General features: G+C 61.2%; 9 protein-coding genes and 1 tRNA gene. 4 read left to right on the top strand and 6 right to left on the bottom strand.

Features of this window, described 5'->3' with window-relative positions; translation table 11 throughout:
- Positions 1-327 precede the first annotated feature (327 nt).
- A tRNA-Leu gene (locus ON21_RS06700) sits at positions 328-409 on the top strand.
- A 52-nt stretch (positions 410-461) separates the two neighbouring features.
- On the opposite strand, the gene ON21_RS38230 is transcribed toward ON21_RS06700, so the two are convergent.
- The 3 genes from ON21_RS38230 to ON21_RS06690 form a co-directional block, all read right to left on the bottom strand.
- Positions 462-725, bottom strand: coding sequence for a hypothetical protein (locus ON21_RS38230; RefSeq protein ID WP_157170745.1), 264 nt, complete (start codon positions 723-725; stop codon positions 462-464).
- 312 nt (positions 726-1,037) lie between these two features.
- On the bottom strand, positions 1,038-1,604 hold the full coding sequence (gene cyaB, locus ON21_RS06695) for a class IV adenylate cyclase (RefSeq protein ID WP_086006379.1): 567 nt from the start codon (positions 1,602-1,604) through the stop codon (positions 1,038-1,040).
- 8 nt (positions 1,605-1,612) lie between these two features.
- The gene (locus tag ON21_RS06690; protein WP_039796485.1) at positions 1,613-2,989 is read right to left on the bottom strand and encodes a hypothetical protein; all 1,377 of its coding nucleotides are present in this window, start codon (positions 2,987-2,989) and stop codon (positions 1,613-1,615) included.
- A gap of 706 nt (positions 2,990-3,695) precedes the next feature.
- On the opposite strand from ON21_RS06690, the gene ON21_RS38225 reads away from it, so the two are divergent.
- Both ON21_RS38225 and ON21_RS36800 read left to right on the top strand, forming a co-directional pair.
- Entirely contained in the window at positions 3,696-4,112 is a 417-nt protein-coding gene (locus ON21_RS38225; RefSeq protein WP_157170744.1) for an AbrB/MazE/SpoVT family DNA-binding domain-containing protein, read from the top strand.
- Positions 4,113-4,130: 18 nt separating this feature from the next.
- The gene (locus ON21_RS36800; protein WP_218004049.1) at positions 4,131-5,174 is read left to right on the top strand and encodes a tyrosine-type recombinase/integrase; all 1,044 of its coding nucleotides are present in this window, start codon (positions 4,131-4,133) and stop codon (positions 5,172-5,174) included.
- Between the two features lie 163 nt (positions 5,175-5,337).
- Here ON21_RS36800 and ON21_RS36795 read toward each other — a convergent pair whose 3' ends face one another.
- The 3 genes from ON21_RS36795 to ON21_RS06670 form a co-directional block, all read right to left on the bottom strand.
- Positions 5,338-6,591, bottom strand: a complete 1,254-nt coding sequence (locus ON21_RS36795; protein WP_157170743.1) for a DNA adenine methylase — start codon at positions 6,589-6,591, stop codon at positions 5,338-5,340.
- A gap of 95 nt (positions 6,592-6,686) precedes the next feature.
- Complete coding sequence (locus ON21_RS06675; RefSeq protein ID WP_157170742.1) at positions 6,687-8,084, bottom strand: hypothetical protein; 1,398 nt, start codon at positions 8,082-8,084, stop codon at positions 6,687-6,689.
- A 2-nt stretch (positions 8,085-8,086) separates the two neighbouring features.
- Positions 8,087-10,171: an ATP-binding protein gene (locus ON21_RS06670; protein WP_039796481.1), complete on the bottom strand. Its 2,085-nt coding sequence runs from the start codon at positions 10,169-10,171 to the stop codon at positions 8,087-8,089.
- 2,253 nt (positions 10,172-12,424) lie between these two features.
- Here ON21_RS06670 and ON21_RS36480 point away from each other — a divergent pair.
- Positions 12,425-15,709, top strand: a complete 3,285-nt coding sequence (locus tag ON21_RS36480; RefSeq protein WP_083880443.1) for a type I restriction-modification system subunit M — start codon at positions 12,425-12,427, stop codon at positions 15,707-15,709.
- The last annotated feature ends 302 nt before the right edge of the window (positions 15,710-16,011 follow it).

Genomic DNA, 16,011 nt, shown 5'->3' with positions numbered 1-16,011 from the left:
TCACGAGTGATCGCGGGTGATCGGCCTGATACGGGCGAGGATGACACAAAATCATGAGGAAATCCTCACGTTTCCCCTCGGGCGTGCCCGCTACTTCGGAGTATTTCCGTACGTACGTACCAGAATAGTGGTGAACATGACTCCGCCTCATGTTTGAACACGCTGGTCCATCGGGTTACCAACACGTACGAAACATGAGTGCCCCTCATATTGATGTTCACCAAATCGTTATAATCCCAGGTGAGGTTACTGACGAGTACGCCACGCCAACCCAATGCTTCGCTATGACCGTTTGGCCCGGTAGAGTTTGGACGGTCGTACCATCAAGCGCGAGTGGCGAAATTGGCAGACGCGCCAGATTTAGGTTCTGGTGTCCACGGACGTAGGGGTTCAAGTCCCCTCTCGCGCACAGATTCACGTCGGTTGTGACGCTCGCCCGAGCCGCGTGTCGGAGTACACCTTCACACACACAGGCACCCCGGAAAACCGCTCTGACCTGTTCCGATTCCAGGCAGATCTGCCGGGCGGCAACACACCTGCCCCGTGCGAAAAGTTTGCTGACAGAGGTGATCGCCGGTGATCGCGCCGGTCATCCCGTCGCGCTCGCCGTTGCGGGAACCCATATACAAACCGCAGGTCACGAACCGCGTGGTTCGTACCCCGACAGTGATGTCGTCTACGGAATCTGCACTGTCGGCGATCGCGGCCGCGTCCTCGACAAGCACACCGTCGCCACCTCGACTAGCAACAGAGCCTGCCCGGAGCTCACCTGCCTGGAAGCCGGTGTTCTCCTTGCTGACCGGCCATGGACGGGCAGACGCTCATCGCTGTGGGCCGGTACCCCGGTACGGACTGCGGCGCCGAGCGGGGTTCTCCGACGCCGACGTGTCGAGCAATGACGGCGGCGCATCGCGGGCAATGTCGCCCCGCGACTCCACCTCCATATCTAGAACGGGTTGTCGGCCGGAACCCAATCCCGCCCGACAACCTGTAGATCGCCTATCGCCACAGAGCGACTACTGGCGAAGATGGTCGTCTCAAGCCGTGGCCGCAAGTACCAGATCCCGGTAGGGCAGCTTGGTGATCGGATTATGGGCGATGCCGAGTTCTCCTTCGACCTGACCGAGGTGAATGGTTGCCACGTCCGTGTCGGCCGCCGTGATTTCCGTTTCGACGAATGTTCCAGCATCGGTGACGGCATCGATGCTGACGATGATGTCGTCACGCTCCGGGTGCTGATAGATGGTTCTGCGCTTTTCGACACGGACGAGTTCGACCATGCCGATCGCGTCCAGTAGCCGACTGGCCGACTCGGCTTGCTCCGGCCCGCTGAGGGTGACGTTGGTTTCGCGCTTGGCGATCACGTCGGCGGCGCTGTGTGTAGCAGCGTTAGACGGCGGCTTGTAGGTCATCTCGGCGAAGCCATCGCGACGCCGGATACGAAGGCATTCAACAGTCTTCATGTAGTCGACGTCGGGTCGGCTGTAGTAGATGTCGACCTCGGTGAGGTGTCCGGCCTCTCGATATCCGAGTTCGGTGAGGCGCTGCCGAAGGACATGAGGGTCGGGAAGTTCCCGTTTACGCTCGACCTCGATCAAGTGCATGTGCTGGATCATCCTCTCGCATGGATGGCGGTGTGTACGCGGGCCAGGTTGGGTTTGGAGCAGTGTCGACGGATCGTGCCGAGCGCCTGTTGCAGAGCGTCGGAGTCGGTGACAGGAACGTTCTGGAACAAGACCATCTGCTTGGCATCGACCAAAGGGTTCGCAAGACGCTTGCGCAGAAATCGGTTGTAGTAGTGGCGCTCTCGGACAAGCACGTCGGTGGCTTGCACAGGAACAAGCACGGACGGACTGGATTCTGCCTCCACGGAGTTGGTGGCGAACGCAGTCAGAAGCTCATCTGCTGTGAGATAGGCGTAGGTTTCTCGGCCCTCCCGCTCGAGCCAAGTACCCCATACGTGGCTGCAGTCGCCGTCGCCGCGCTCCACCGCGACGAGGAACAGACTGAGCGCTACGTCGGTGACAGTGTCGAAGATGTCGCTGTCGATGACGTGGTGACCGCCGTAGCGTTCGCTGACCGCCTCGATGGCGGCGCGGTCATTCTGCGATAACCATCCGTCACCGGTGAATGAGAAGTGCACACGTTTGTGTCCAGCGCGGAAGTCGATCCAGTCGCCCGACAGCTGGCCGTCGAGAGTCGGCGTGAATCCGAGGACTCCCGACCTCCAAACGTGATCGCGCAGCGTGATGTAGTGACGTTGCAGTTCGCGAAAAAGCCCGATCGGCGCATGGATGACCGCGCAGACCCGAGTGTCCAGTTCTGCTGCCGCCACGATGCGGGAGTTCTGCCGAATGACCAAGTCGTCGTCGTGGCGATGGTAGGGATGCGTGCCTTCCCGCAGATAGTGCGGCACGAACAGACGAAGAAACTGCAGCCACGACTGGGCGTTGTAGGACTGGACGACGCGCTCGTGCAGCGATACGGCATCGACTGCGTAGATGTCACGGTAGACGAAGAATCCATAAGACTTCAGTACCGTCGGAAAGGTCCGCATCAAGGTGTGCAGGCCACTGTATGCACCACCGTAGGAGTACACCTCGTGCAGCAGTGCCGATGCGCTGATGACATCGACGGGTTCGCTGACCATTGATCCGATGTTCTGGGCCCATCCATGAATCAGCTCGCAGGTACCGACTGCGTTGAACTGGTCGACAGCCTGCGTCAGCGACTGCGATGCGATTCCGGGTGCCTCTATCAGAGTCAATCGAACGTCGCGGGGCTCGTCACGGAGCTGAGAAGCGAGGAATTCGACCGCAGCACCGCCGCCAGGGCCGATCTCGATGATGTGCGGCTCGGCGCCTGCTACGCGCGAGAGAGCGCGGTGCACGAGCATGCCTTTCTCGTGGCCGTGGTCGTTTGCTGCGATATCGAGATAGGTCCGCTCCGCTTTTCGCTCGGAAGCGAAGGGGTTAGTTGTTCCGATCATTGCGCACCAGTGATGGTCGTTACGTGGTTTCGGGCGGTCGACCCGATGTGGCTAAGGCTCGAGGTAGAGGCGTTCATTGGGGAGCCGGGGCAGGTGCCGGGGATCGTCCGAGATCGGCGACTGGGACTGGGTAAGCATCGGCCCTCGCGAAGTCGACTTGATCCCTACATGGCACGCTTCGGTCCGCTACGGACGCGACCACACCTGGGTCCGCAACTTCATCGACGAATACGGCTACGACCTGTCCGACTGGTCCGGCTACAACTTGCTGCTGGACATGCGAGACCTCGTACAACTAACCGGCCCCCTTCGCCGCGCTACGAGTTCACCCGCATACGCCCAGCGACTACGCCAACGACTAGATGACATCCGCGCAGGCAACCGAGCGACACAGTGGAGCCAGTATCGAACACAAGGCAGCTGACCACGCCGACCCACCGCAACTCCGGTCCGGGCAGCCGCCACCCCAAGTAGGTCGGTGGAGAGCCAGCACGGCAGTTGGCAGGGTCCGCGACAGATCGACGGCACCGCCATCCGGTTCCCACACACCGGCGACACAGTGACCAGCTCAGTCGACACCACCGTAGTGCCGCCCCACGCTCCGCGAGGGGCGATCTCTTCTCGAGCTGCGGTGGCGCGATTGTCGATGATCGGCTTTCATGGAGATAGGGAGAATCGGCAGACTGGACCGAGAAAGAAAGTGTCCATGTCTATTCAGCCACGTGCAGGCCTCCCTCTGCCCGCAGATCCGGCCTTCGCCACACGCAAGCGCCAAGTAGGGCCTTCGACGATCGCGGTATCCATCATCAACGACCGTGCGCGACTATCCGGCCGCCGCATATTCGCTGAACTACGTTGGCCAGCAGGCCAACCCATCACCTATACCGTCGCTGGACATCTCATCGCCATCCGGTCGGCCCATCCCCACGAAACCCGCCATCGGATCAGCCGACTAGGACAGATACGACTGCCCGCAGCGACACGGCGCGCCACCGGCATCGTTCTCGGCGATCCCCTCCTTCTCATCGCCATACCCAATGCCGATGTCGTCGCCATCGTGCCGGCGCCGATCGTGTACGAGGCCCTGTCATCTGCTTTAGCACTCCTCCACGGTGCGGCATGATCCCCGACGACCGCGAGGTTGCCCGGCTGTTTCTGGAGCGTTTGGGAATCCACCCGGAAAGAACTACTGCGCACGACAACCCCCGCCAGCCGAACGCCAACCTTCGCTGAGTACGTACCGCGAGTCGCCGAGGCGGTCTCCGCCGGAGCCCGACGCACCTACCTTCCCTACTGGCGTCAACTCAGTCGGCGCTGGCCCGACCGTCCAATCGACCAACCGACGCACCTCGAACTACAGGAACTCGTCGAGCAAACCCGACGGACCGCCGTCCTGCGCCGCAACAACCGCGGAGGGCGATCCGCCGCCGAGCATATGGTCTGCGCGATTCGCTGCCTCTACCGTTACGCCAGCAACGACGGGCACATTTCCGCCTCCACCAACCCGTCCGCGCATCTGGAGAAGCCACGACGGCAACCCAGCACACGCCGCGCACTGTCCACCGGCCAACTCGAACAAATCAACAATGTCGCCGCAACCACAGGAGACGATCCAGAACTCGATACCCTCCTACTTCGACTACACCTCGAAACCGCCTGCCGCACAGGCAGCGCCCTCAAACTTCGCCCAGAAGACCTCGACCCCGAGCAATACGTGATCCGCCTGTCCGGCAAGGGCGGAACCCTGCACTGGCAGCCGGTTTCCCCCACCCTGATGACCCGATTGATCGACCACGGCGAACGAAGCCCCGATCCAGGACTCCAGCTGTTGCGATACCGACACGGCCGCCCGATCACACGGCGCCGCTACGACCATCTCTGGAATCGAATCGGTCGCCACCTATCCTGGGTCGCCAACCAGCAGATAACAACTCACTGGCTCCGATACACCACCCTCACCTGGGTCGAACGCAACTTCGGATACGCCACCGCCCGCGCGTTCGCGGCCCACGCCGGACCAACCGGCCAAGACGGGGCCACCTTCACATACGTCCGAGCATCCGTCGAAGAAGTCGCAACAGCCTTAGCCGCACTGACCGACGAGGCACACCCCCTCGCACCTCCACATGAAATATCTACGCCGATAGCCGATACCCGTAAGAGGACCGGAACGGAAGCGCTATGACACCAATCTCGAACTTCGATGCATATCGCGATCTACCACAATGATACTCCGCCTAAACGCCCCGCGAGACACGGCCGACACCGATAGCATCTAACGCAGGGCGACTTCCTTACTACTTCGAGCAAGGGCGGACGGGCAGCTCTGCCAAGGCGCGTCACAATTCTTAAAGCGGCCGCAACTCGTTGTCCTGCGGGACCGTACCGGGCGGAAGAGTGGTGATCAGCAGTTCGTCAGCGAGACGACGCCCGGTCCGGGAGTAAGCGCTATACTTCGTTCCAATCAGCCTCTTTGAGATCTGCCAACTATGTATTCCCAGCGCTTCCTTGTCTTCTTTGGACGGCGACATTCGCCCTGCGGCGTAATAGAGTGCACACTCGGTCAGCATCGGGTGCGCGTCGTAACTAAGCAACCACCTGAACTGCGCTTTCTTAGTGAGGTACGAAGCGAGTTTTTCGTGAGGCAATTGCTCATTCCAGTCGAGATCGTCGACAGGGCCTGCGGCATAGCCTCCCCGCGGGTCGAAAGACCGGCGATACAACGTCGCCGACTTCTCGATGTACGGCGGGTCGAGATAGGCGATAACACGCGACGGGATGAGTTGCGAGTAGCGTTCCGGAATCTCATCAAGCGTTTGACGCCAGTCCATGCACCACACGTCTACAAGACGCCCGGCTTTGTACAATGCGCCGACGTAACCGAGTCGTTGTTCGATGTCATCGACGTTCCATCGACAGCCCAGCTTGTATTGTGATTTTTGCGTGCGCCCGCCGATCGGACCGGCCTTGCCGTGAAGAATCCCGGAGAAAGTTGTCCGATTCAGGAAGAGACACCGCATCGCCGCGTCGAAGCGCGCGGATCGCTCAGTCGATCCGGCCGGCGGTGCCCAGTTTTTCCAGTAGTCCCATCGCGCAACCGCAGTCGACCCACCACGCGTGACGTATCGGGTCCACTCATCGCGGGCGCGATCGATCAGCCGATCGGTGTCCGATGCGGCGACCTGCCAGAATGCAGCTATTAGCGGGTCCGCGTCCGCGAGAAGTATTCGATTGACAATGCCCTCTCCGGCCATTCTCAACGATGTGGAGGCACCGCCAGCGAACGGCTCGACTAACAATTCGATATCTCGGACACTCGGAGACTGTTTGGCCGCACGCAAAATGCGGCCAATGGTAGGAGTAAGGGCCGACTTCGCACCCGGATAGCGTAGCGGTGATTGGTGTCGAGCCGACGCGACGGCGTGCTCGACAAGCTCTGGGCGCGCTATCAACTTCCGCGGCGCGTAACCGATATGTCTAGGCGCAACGCGACACTCAGCGCGTCTTGCATTCGCTTGGCCCGCAATGGTGGGTGGCGTCGTAGTCGCGGACGGTGTGGGCACCGCCGCATCTTCGCAGACGAACCCGTCGTCGACGTCCATTGGTGCCGCCATCCGTCTGTAGGTGGCGGCCCCGATCTCCGTAGACCGCCAACTTCCGCTGTGTTATCGAACAGCATAGTGCATGCTGTGTTGCCCTATTTCGGGTAGGCTGGCTGTTTTACTGCCTGGTTGTCAACCTTAAGTCCGGCAATGTTCTGTTGCGCCATCATCGTGAGTACGGAGTGACCGACACCCAGCGGGAAGGACGCTGCCGAGTGTGCCAACGCAACCGGCACAACCGCGTGCCGGTACATCCGGGTCCGAAGCGAATCGAGCACTTCGCATATCACCCGGAGCGTGGGATAGGATGACAGGTTCTCTGATTCCGGGTGACCATATGGTTCGACGCCAGGGCGTGGCAGCACGGTGATTACGAGCGGGTCGCCAGCTTGCGTGCGATAGATGAATCGCCGCCCGTAAAATTCGTCAATGCCATACTGGTTTTTCGGCGGCCTTCCCGTGATTCGGTTGATGTACTCATTAGTCAGCATCATGACATGACCGGGCTCGATGTAATCCTTTATGAGCTCGGCGTGTTCCACAAAGGTCTTGTTCTTCTCGATACCGACCATCAGCGGACCGGGATGGCGCTCCGTGTACGGGAAGCTCGCCAAATACTGTTGAAACCGTGTATGTATCGGTGCGACAGTCCCGTGCAAGGCAAGCGGGCCGTCGGTGATAAACAATGTATGCCGAAGAGCGTCAGGCAAGGTCCGCGCAAAGTGTTCCAGGTAGCACAAGGTCATGAGCCGCTCGGTGACGTTCATTACGCGAGTCAGAGGCGAGAAGTTCGAGCCCTCGATGTTGTATTCCTCGTGGGTTCGGAGAATGTCGGTCAGGTACAGCGCATTTCGACACCGGGGACAAGCACCGCCACTCGAGGTGACGACCAGTCGCCCGCTTCCGGAACCGCTTCGGTATGGGCACGACGGACACACCCTGAGCTCAATCTCTCTAGCTGGTGCTCCCGTGGCTCCGAATACGGTGAGCAGCCCATCCGCCAGAGTCATCGTTGTGTTTGAGTCGAAGCGTGAGTCCGCGAAGAAGCGGTCGAGTTCGCTACGCCAGGTGTCGACGCCGCTCATGCCGGGCAGTTGCAGTTGCGCACCCGGCAGAGCCACGTCGAATGCACACTCCTTATGGATCTTGCGAAAGACCTGGGGGTCGATGTACTGCTCGTTCCCAAGGCGTCGGTAGGTGTCGAGAAAGACCACAGAAGCAGCGACGCGCACGTACCCCACTTTGACGGTCGGGTGGTCACGTGTCGTCTCGACTTCCGAATCGGAGCCGTCGACGGTGATTGAAAACTCGACATCATTGAACGATCCGTGTTCTTCCAGACTCTCCAGCGGGCGGCAGTAGGGTTTAATAAGCGATTTACTATCGGGCCGCCGTGAGGTGATCGTCCATCGCTGCATTGCGTCACGCACCGCTTTGTTGTTGACGGTCGCCACATGACCGAGTCGTGATGCGCGCTCATCCTGGTACGGCATGGCTAGATAAGGTTCCCGTTCGTCGTGGTCTCCAGGTCAATAGGGGCGAGTCCCGCAGCCTGTCGAGCAGAGTTCACCATGGCGTGGTCGAACATCCGTACCTGAACGGGAACGATGTACTTACCGGAGTAGGTCTTCATGCGGACGAAGCCGACATCTTCGACCTTGATGATGCTCGGTGCCCATACGGCAAAGTCGTAATAGTGCGACAGTTCTTTGGTTTCGTGATCGGAATTCAGGTGAGCGATAAGCCAGTTCGATGTATTCGACAAGATACGCTTGTCGACCGAGGTGACCTCCTGCGTCGCATAGATGAGTCCCATTTTGTACTTCGCGGCTTCCTTCGACAGCCGGACCCACGGATCTTCGGATACCTGCTTGCCACCGCGTTCGAAGAGGTTGTGCGCCTCCTCGACGATGACTTGCATCTTGATCGGAAGCAGGCCGCTCCGGAATCTGTCGCTCGCCTGATTCAGTAGATTGAGTACGATACGCTCGGACATGATTTTGGCGACCTCGTCGTTACCAGCCGAGAGATCGATGATGGACAGCCGCCCTTGGACCATGTCGTCCCAAACCTGATCCATCACGTTTCCAGAGGCCGCGCTTGAGTGGAACTCTCGGATTCCTTTGACTGCTGCGGCTGCGCCGCGGCCACCGTAGATGCCCGTCAGCAGGTCGTTGAATGGACCGTCGTCTACCCATGACTGGAGCAGTTTGTCGCCAGCCTTCTTCGGTTTCGGACTGCCCGGTCCGTCTGGCCACTTGTCCGCTTGGTGCTTGCTCACCCAATCAAGCAGGTCGGACGCGGTCTGAGAGTCGGAGACCTCCACGATGTGAGCTTTGTAGCCCTTCTTCAACGTATCAATCGCCGCGAGGGCTTGATCTGCGGCAACAGCGTTGAGCGTCACCGAGATCGAGTTACGGGTTCCATCGGTCAGAGGTCCCTTGATGCCTGCCTTGTGCAGCAAGGCATATGCCGCGAGCCGATAGCGTTCGTGATACGCCATTGCCCTAGGATCGTTGGCCGGAGGTTTATCCATGGGCACCGTCCGGAACCCTGCGAGGTACTGCGCGCTCGCCGAGACTCCCTTCAATACCTGGTTCTGCACCAATGACCACACAAGGTCCAGGACGGCGGTGTCGAAGAAGTTGATCCGCAGCGGCTTTTCCCTGCTGTCAGACCGATCGGGAGAGATCTTGTATATGCACACGGAGTCAGCGTCGTCACCCAGTAATCGCAGTCCTGTTTTGTCCTGGTCCTGCACGTTCGCGTATTCGCCCTGGGGATCGAAGATCACCTGACCGATCTTCTCGCCGTGCTCCGAACCGTATTGATGGACTGCAGTCACCAGGGTTTTGATGGTGTTTGACTTACCGGTCCGAGTCATTCCGAACACTGCTGTCTTGCGGCCGACGAAGTCCGAGACATGGATTTTCACGGAGGACTGGTCGGTACCCGCAAGCATTGCTTTGCGTCGCGTCGCAGCAAAGCGCACCGCGCCGATCGTCAGGCGATCCGAGTCGTTCTCCGGCACCGGGTAGGACGCCAACCATGACAATACTTCCGGGGAAGGCAGAAAAACTTGGTATTTCGCCGAGGCCATCACGTTATCGATGTCCGCCCCAAACAGTATCGCCGCTGTCCGGTCGTCGGTCTCGGTGTAGAAGGTGCCCAGCACCTCACAATCGAACGCCGACTGCTCAAGCTCGATGCGTGTCAACGGGTCCTGCACATCGTCATAACTCACCCCTGAGGCACCCGCGTCCCGGACGACGGCCATACGGGTCTGCACGAGCTCGGCCTCGTGCGGCAGGCCTGCTGTGCCGCGTACACGCAGCAGGATGACCTCCTGCTCATCCAGCACGAACACCGTGTCGGTTGCCCGACCCGCCGCGGCTAGGAGAAAACCGCCGCGCGGAACGCCGCCGGCCTGCTTCTTCTTGAAATCGTCAGTGAGGACGACCGCCGAGTCGTAGTCGAGCCGATAGATACCCCCGACCGGCTGACAGTCCTTATTGATGAGTGCAGTCAGCGGCTTGCGCGCAGCTGTCAGGTTCTCCACGAGGGATGCGGGACTGGTCATACTTAGCTACTCCGAACTTCAAGATGGATGATTCCAGCAGGTGCGGAGACGGCCGAGCCCGCCGTGATCCACCCGCATGATGGGCGCAGGTGTGTCAGTAGGACAGGTACGCGCGACAGTTGCCATGAGACGATCCGACTGGTTCGGCTCATCATCGACGACTTCCCTTCTAACTACTGAGTCCAAGCAACAAGCTGCGGTAAGGTGCGCCGCGCCTTGGTGGAGCCGTATCCCGTTGATACCCAAGACTTCCCACCCTGACGCCCCCGCCTTGGTGCGCGCAAATGACAATAGCAAGCTCCTCCGACAACAACCGAGACAACGAGCAACATTCGCGGACCGCTCGCGCAACGACACGGCCTCCTGGCCAGTTGTGTATGGGTGGCTCCGCTTTCACCAGTACCGACATGGCCATCGCAGACCCCGCTGTCCGCATCGCAGCCGAGAACATCGTCTATGGCATGTCCACCGTGGGGGCGGGAGGGCGTCCTCGACAAGCTTTGTCGGCCGCCCTGGAGATGATTCCGGGTCAGGCCGCGCGATTAAGTGATCGCCAAGCGCACCACGCAGGGATACGTTGAGCATCTCCTCACCAAACCCTCATTCAACTCACGAGTCCAGATCGCAGCATGGTGTGTGGAGCAGAGGCAGTCGTCGTAGCCTTGCGACTCCCGTCGACCTGGACGCCGACCAGCCGAGGTCGCACTCGCCATCGGTCATTACGTCGCTCAAGTTCTCCTACGTGGGGCGACGAGTTGATGTTGTCCGGTTCGGGCTAGCTGTTCAGCCATGGCAGTGGTGACGTGATGACCGGAAGCGGTGAATTATGGGCGGTTCTTCGGCGGCAGACGGATCTCATCCTCGGGTGCTTACACCACACCGCCATACACGTCAGACACCCAACCCACCATGGCTTGGTTACCGCGATGCGCTAACGAATAATGCCTCAGCGCAACAGTTTACGACTTCGACCCCTACGGCGGGGGTTGACAGCTATCCAGTAGCGATCTAGCTTTGATATCACTCCAGCACTAATTCGCGTCAAGTCTGTCGGAACCCTGTGATCAAGTCCCCTCTCGCGCATTACTTGCACACGTATCCCCGTCACGCGTGACGGGGATACGCGCAAGAGCGCTCGCTCATCCACCCTCTCGCTCGCCCGCAGCACTCCGCGATGTCGAATACCCGCCGAAGCCGCTGCTCGAGGCACATATCAGCACCACGGATGACGTCCCCGTGCGCTCGGGTGATCATCTCACGCTCCTCTACCACCCGGGCTCGGCGCGACCGCGCGGCAACCGTGCACGAGGACCTCCTCGTGCACGCGGAACAGCACTCACTCCGGCACCGCGGGCCGACGCGAGCACATCGCCGGACACCACGCGGTCATCGCTCGTTCGAGGCGCTCCCCCAAGGGCCGGCCACGAACCGGCGTGTCGACTTCGGCCGATACTCGAATCAGCCACGCGACAGCAACCCTTGTTGTACGGCACCCCGAGCGGCAACCCACGCAGAGCGGCGATACTCGCTGACGTGCCGTTACACGTCGCCGCTGCGGTAAGCAATACCGAAAACCCTTACACCACAGGCCGTTCCGACTCCGACAATCTCCAGAAGCCCGCACCCACCTCAATACCAACCGGTCACACAATTCTCTGTCGAAGGCCGTCGACACTCGCTCATAGGAACGGGCGGCACCGCCACCACACGGCTAACCCACCCGCGCCCAAGTCGATCACCCACCCGTGGCCGACAAGGCGAGGATCGCGGTCGACATCGTCGGGACAGCGGCGACTGTCGTCCCCGGATTCCGTCGCGGTCACACCCGCCCTGGTCGGCGCGCCGTTGCGGTCACGGTCCTGTGCTGCACCGGAATCCAACACACAGTGCACGAACCCGATGGCACGATGAACCCGTTCCGCAGCGCGGAAGCCGAAACCACTGATCGACACGTTTACAGGTCGACCGCACCGGCCTGTTTCCACTCGTATGTCACCTCGGCTGTCACCTCGGCGATGTCGGCCTCGCGTCGGCGGTGACGGTTCGTAGCAGGGTCGTCGGTGTTGTTGTTGTGGTTCGGTCTGCCATATTCGTCGGTGGACTCGATCAGCAGTATTTGTGTAACCGAAAAGTACTGAGGTGCAATGGTGTTTCGTTGCGTCAACCATGGTCGAGGACGTTCGGAGACGATTTTCGATGTCGATGATGGAACTGGGCCCTGGCCCCGGCCGTAGCCATGGGATGATCAGTCCTATGGAAGGCGCTGGCCTGCGCGGGGGCAATTTGAGTGGCAACATCGGACACCTGTCCAGCTTCGTCTGGTCGGTGGCTGACCTGCTGCGCGGCGACTTCAAGCCTTCCGAGTACGGACGGGTGATCCTGCCGTTCACGGTGTTGCGCCGACTCGACTCCCTGCTGGCACCGAGCCGGCAAGCGGTGCTCGACGAAGCCGAGCGCACCGACAGCGAACAGGAGCAGGAGCAGCGCCTTAAGGCAGCCTCGGGTTGGCCCTTTTACAATCTGAGCCGGTTCTCCTTCCAGAGTGTGCTCAATGATCCTTCGAACGCCGACCGGGTGCTCTTGGATTATGTTCGCGGGTACTCCTGCAACGTCAGGGAAATACTGGACGGCTTCGAGTTTGAGCGGACCGTCATCTGCCTGCATGAGGCAGAGCTTCTCTACCCCGTAGTCAGGCAGTTCGCCTCGATCGACCTGGGACAGATGATCACTGGCGACCACATGGAGAACCTCTTCGAGGAGCTAGTCCGACGGTTCGCGGAGAGCAACAACGAGACGAGCGGGGAGCATTACACCCCCCGGGACCTCGCCCACCTGATGACCTCGCTCCTCATCTCCGCCGACTCGGACCTGCTGACGTCGCCACACGCCGTTCGCACCATCCTGGACCCGGCTTGTGGAGCGGCCGGCTTGCTGACCGAGGCGGCCTCGTTCATCACGTCGATGAACCCGAGGGCGGACGTCATGGTGTACGGCCAGGAGATCAACCGGGAGTCATGGGCGATTTCCTGTGCCAACATGATGATCAGCGGCCGTCCGGCCTCGACGATCGCCTTTGGGAACGTCCTCGCTGAAGATGGGCACCAAGGAATCGCCTTCGACTATCTCCTCGCCAATCCACCGTTCGGCGTTGGCTGGAAGACGATCGAATCCACAGTCCGGTGGGAGCACGAGCAGCATAGTTTCGCGGGCCGTTTCGGGGCCGGTCTTCCCCGGATCAACGACGGCTCGCTACTCTTCCTACAGCACATGCTGGCGAAGATGAAGCCAGTGGGCCCCTCGGGTGAGGGCGGCAGCCGGATCGCGGTCATCTTCAACGCCTCCCCAATGTACGCCGGCGCCGCTGGGTCCGGCGAATCAGAGATCCGGCGGTGGATCTTGGAGAACGACTGGCTTGAGGCCTTGGTCGCGCTGCCCGACCGACTCTTCCACAACACCGGCATCAGCACCTACCTGTGGGTCCTCAGCAACCGCAAGCCGGCACAGCGCAGGCGTCAGGTGCTGCTACTGAACGCGCAGGACCAGTACCAGCCGATGCGCCGCTCCATCGGCTCGAAGCGCAACTACATCACACCGGACCAGATTGCCGAGATCACCGGGCTCTACCTGGACACCCTGTCCGCCGACCCTGCCCAGCGGCCAGACGACCGGGTCCGCATCGTCTCCACCCACGAACTGATGTACCAGCACGTCACGATCGATCAACCGCTGCGGCTCCGGTACGAGCTGTCCGAGGAGGCCCTGACTCGGCTCGCCGAATCGCGTGCGATAAAGAAGACCCGTGATCCTGCCGGTCTGGTGGCCGCCCTGCGTCCGTTGGTCGGCTCGACGTGGACCAAGTGCCAGGAAGCCATCACGGCGTTGCGCCGGGCAGTCACCTCGGCTGGCGTAAGCTGGCCACGGGGGAAGGTCTTCGAGGTGGCGGTCCGCAAGGCCATAGGTGTGCGCGACGGCGAAGGGGAGCCGCAGCGGACGGGGGATGCTTACGAGCCGGATCCCGAGCTACGTGAGTCGGTCAGTCTGCCGCTTCATGTGGATCCGAGCGACCACCTCCAACGCGAAGTGCACCAGAGTGCTCCGGATGCCTGGATCGATGACAGCAGGACACGGGTGGGTTGCGAGATCCCACCCTCGCTCTTCTATCGACCGGAACTCGACGGCGAATTTGAATTGCTGCGCAACCTTGTCCGATTGGAGACCACTCGGGTCCACCCGCCGCGGCGCGGTGAGGAGCAGAAGGAGGGCGTTGACCAGCCCAAGCATCTGCGCGCCCAAGACCTTCACGATGCGGACTCTGCCGCTGACCTGCCCGATGCACCGGAGGACGGGGCGCCGTTGACTCTCTGTTCGGGCGGCATGCTCGTCGGGCGGCCGGGGAACTGGCGTCTACTTCCGAACGGCTTCGGCGAGGCGGCCACCTCGCTGTTTGTGCTGCAGCCGCTGCGCGGCTGTGGCCAGGCGCTATGCGAGTGGTTGAACTCCCGTAAAGACAACGGTCAGTATCCCAGCGCTCGCGACCTGCTGGATACGCACGTCCCCGTCGACCTGGTGACCGACCGCGAGGTGGAGGGCCTCCTGAGAACCGTACAAGAGGGGCGGCGCGCACTGCGGAATACGACGTCGGGAATACTGCCCAACGTCTTCAGCAGCGGCGAGCGGGACGTCCAGGGGGTTCGGAACGAAATCCGGTTCGCCGCCCATGAGGCACGCCTGATCGGTGAACTCGTGCGGCCCCTGGACGATCTTATCTCGCGCGCCGAGTGGAGCTTTCCGTACCACGCGGCCGCACTGTCCCGTCGGTACCGAATCAGCACGCACCCGGCAGAGCAGAAAGACGGACTGCTCAAGCTGGGAGAGGGTCTGGCCCGTGTGCTGGGCGTGCTGGCGCTCACCGAACTCGCCGCGTCGAGCGGATTCTCCCGGAACCTGCGCAAGCAGTTCCGGACCGGCGCCACCTTCGGTACCTGGCTCTGGTTCCTCGACCGGCTGGAGACTGAGGAAATCGTGCCCCGCATCCAACAGCTCACCACCCTAAGCGACCGAGGCAACGCACGCGCCCTCCTGGGCCGCATCAAGGACTTCAGGAACACCTCGCACCACGCGCACGGCGTCCGCGCCAGCCACCAACTGGCGGAAGACGTCGAACGGCTGGAACCACACATCGTGGGGGCGATCAGTGCAGTCAGATGGCTTTCCGGAACCCACTGGGATTGGGTCGAACGGTGTGAGTACCTCGACGAGGGCCAGTATCGGATCGTCGGGTTCCGACTGAGAGGCAGTCATCCGAACTGGGAGCCGTTCGATCGATCGAGCACTCGGCCGCTGCGTCCCGACCGCATCTACGTGGACAGTGCCCCCTACGGAGCTCCGGTCGACCTGTGGCCGTTTGCGGTCGTCAGCCTGTGCGACAAATGCCACACGAGGGAACTCTTCCTGCTCAACCAGGTCCGAGACGACCAACTGACGCTCCGCAGCCTGGAAGAGCATTCGCTGGAGATCACGTATGGCCAGCCCGAGTAGTGGCAGAGGCGAGGCTGCGTCTGATGCGGGGTGAAGGGGAATAGTCACAGCGGCGCGGCTTTACGGTCGAAGGCGACTTGCCGAGGAACGCGTAGACAGTAGTTGGTTATGACACGCTGCACCGAATCCAGCACGCAGCGCACGACCCCCGGCGGCACGGCAAACCCAACTCTGCGACACACACCGAATCACTAATCGGCAGATTGGCCACAGCCTCCGCTATCGCGAAGGCTTACGGCAGGTCAGGGCCCGATCCTGGACACCACCATCACTGCCAGTGCGGATTCGAGGACACGGATCCA

Origin of the sequence: Nocardia araoensis NBRC 100135, assembly GCF_000308435.1 — a bacterium.
In the GTDB taxonomy this organism is placed as follows: domain Bacteria; phylum Actinomycetota; class Actinomycetes; order Mycobacteriales; family Mycobacteriaceae; genus Nocardia; species Nocardia araoensis.
Note: the sequence above shows the minus strand (reverse complement) of the source record. Positions and strands in the feature narration are given on the sequence as shown.

Bases quoted from the DNA above. Each gene is read 5' to 3' on its own strand.
- cyaB (WP_086006379.1), bottom strand. From the start codon at position 1,604: ATGCACTTGATCGAGGTCGAGCGTAAACGGGAACTTCCCGACCCTCAT.
- ON21_RS06690 (WP_039796485.1), bottom strand. From the start codon at position 2,989: ATGATCGGAACAACTAACCCCTTCGCTTCCGAGCGAAAAGCGGAGCGG.
- ON21_RS38225 (WP_157170744.1), top strand. From the start codon at position 3,696: ATGTCTATTCAGCCACGTGCAGGCCTCCCTCTGCCCGCAGATCCGGCC.
- ON21_RS36795 (WP_157170743.1), bottom strand. From the start codon at position 6,591: ATGGACGTCGACGACGGGTTCGTCTGCGAAGATGCGGCGGTGCCCACA.
- ON21_RS06675 (WP_157170742.1), bottom strand. From the start codon at position 8,084: ATGCCGTACCAGGATGAGCGCGCATCACGACTCGGTCATGTGGCGACC.
- ON21_RS06670 (WP_039796481.1), bottom strand. From the start codon at position 10,171: ATGACCAGTCCCGCATCCCTCGTGGAGAACCTGACAGCTGCGCGCAAG.
- ON21_RS36480 (WP_083880443.1), top strand. From the start codon at position 12,425: ATGGAAGGCGCTGGCCTGCGCGGGGGCAATTTGAGTGGCAACATCGGA.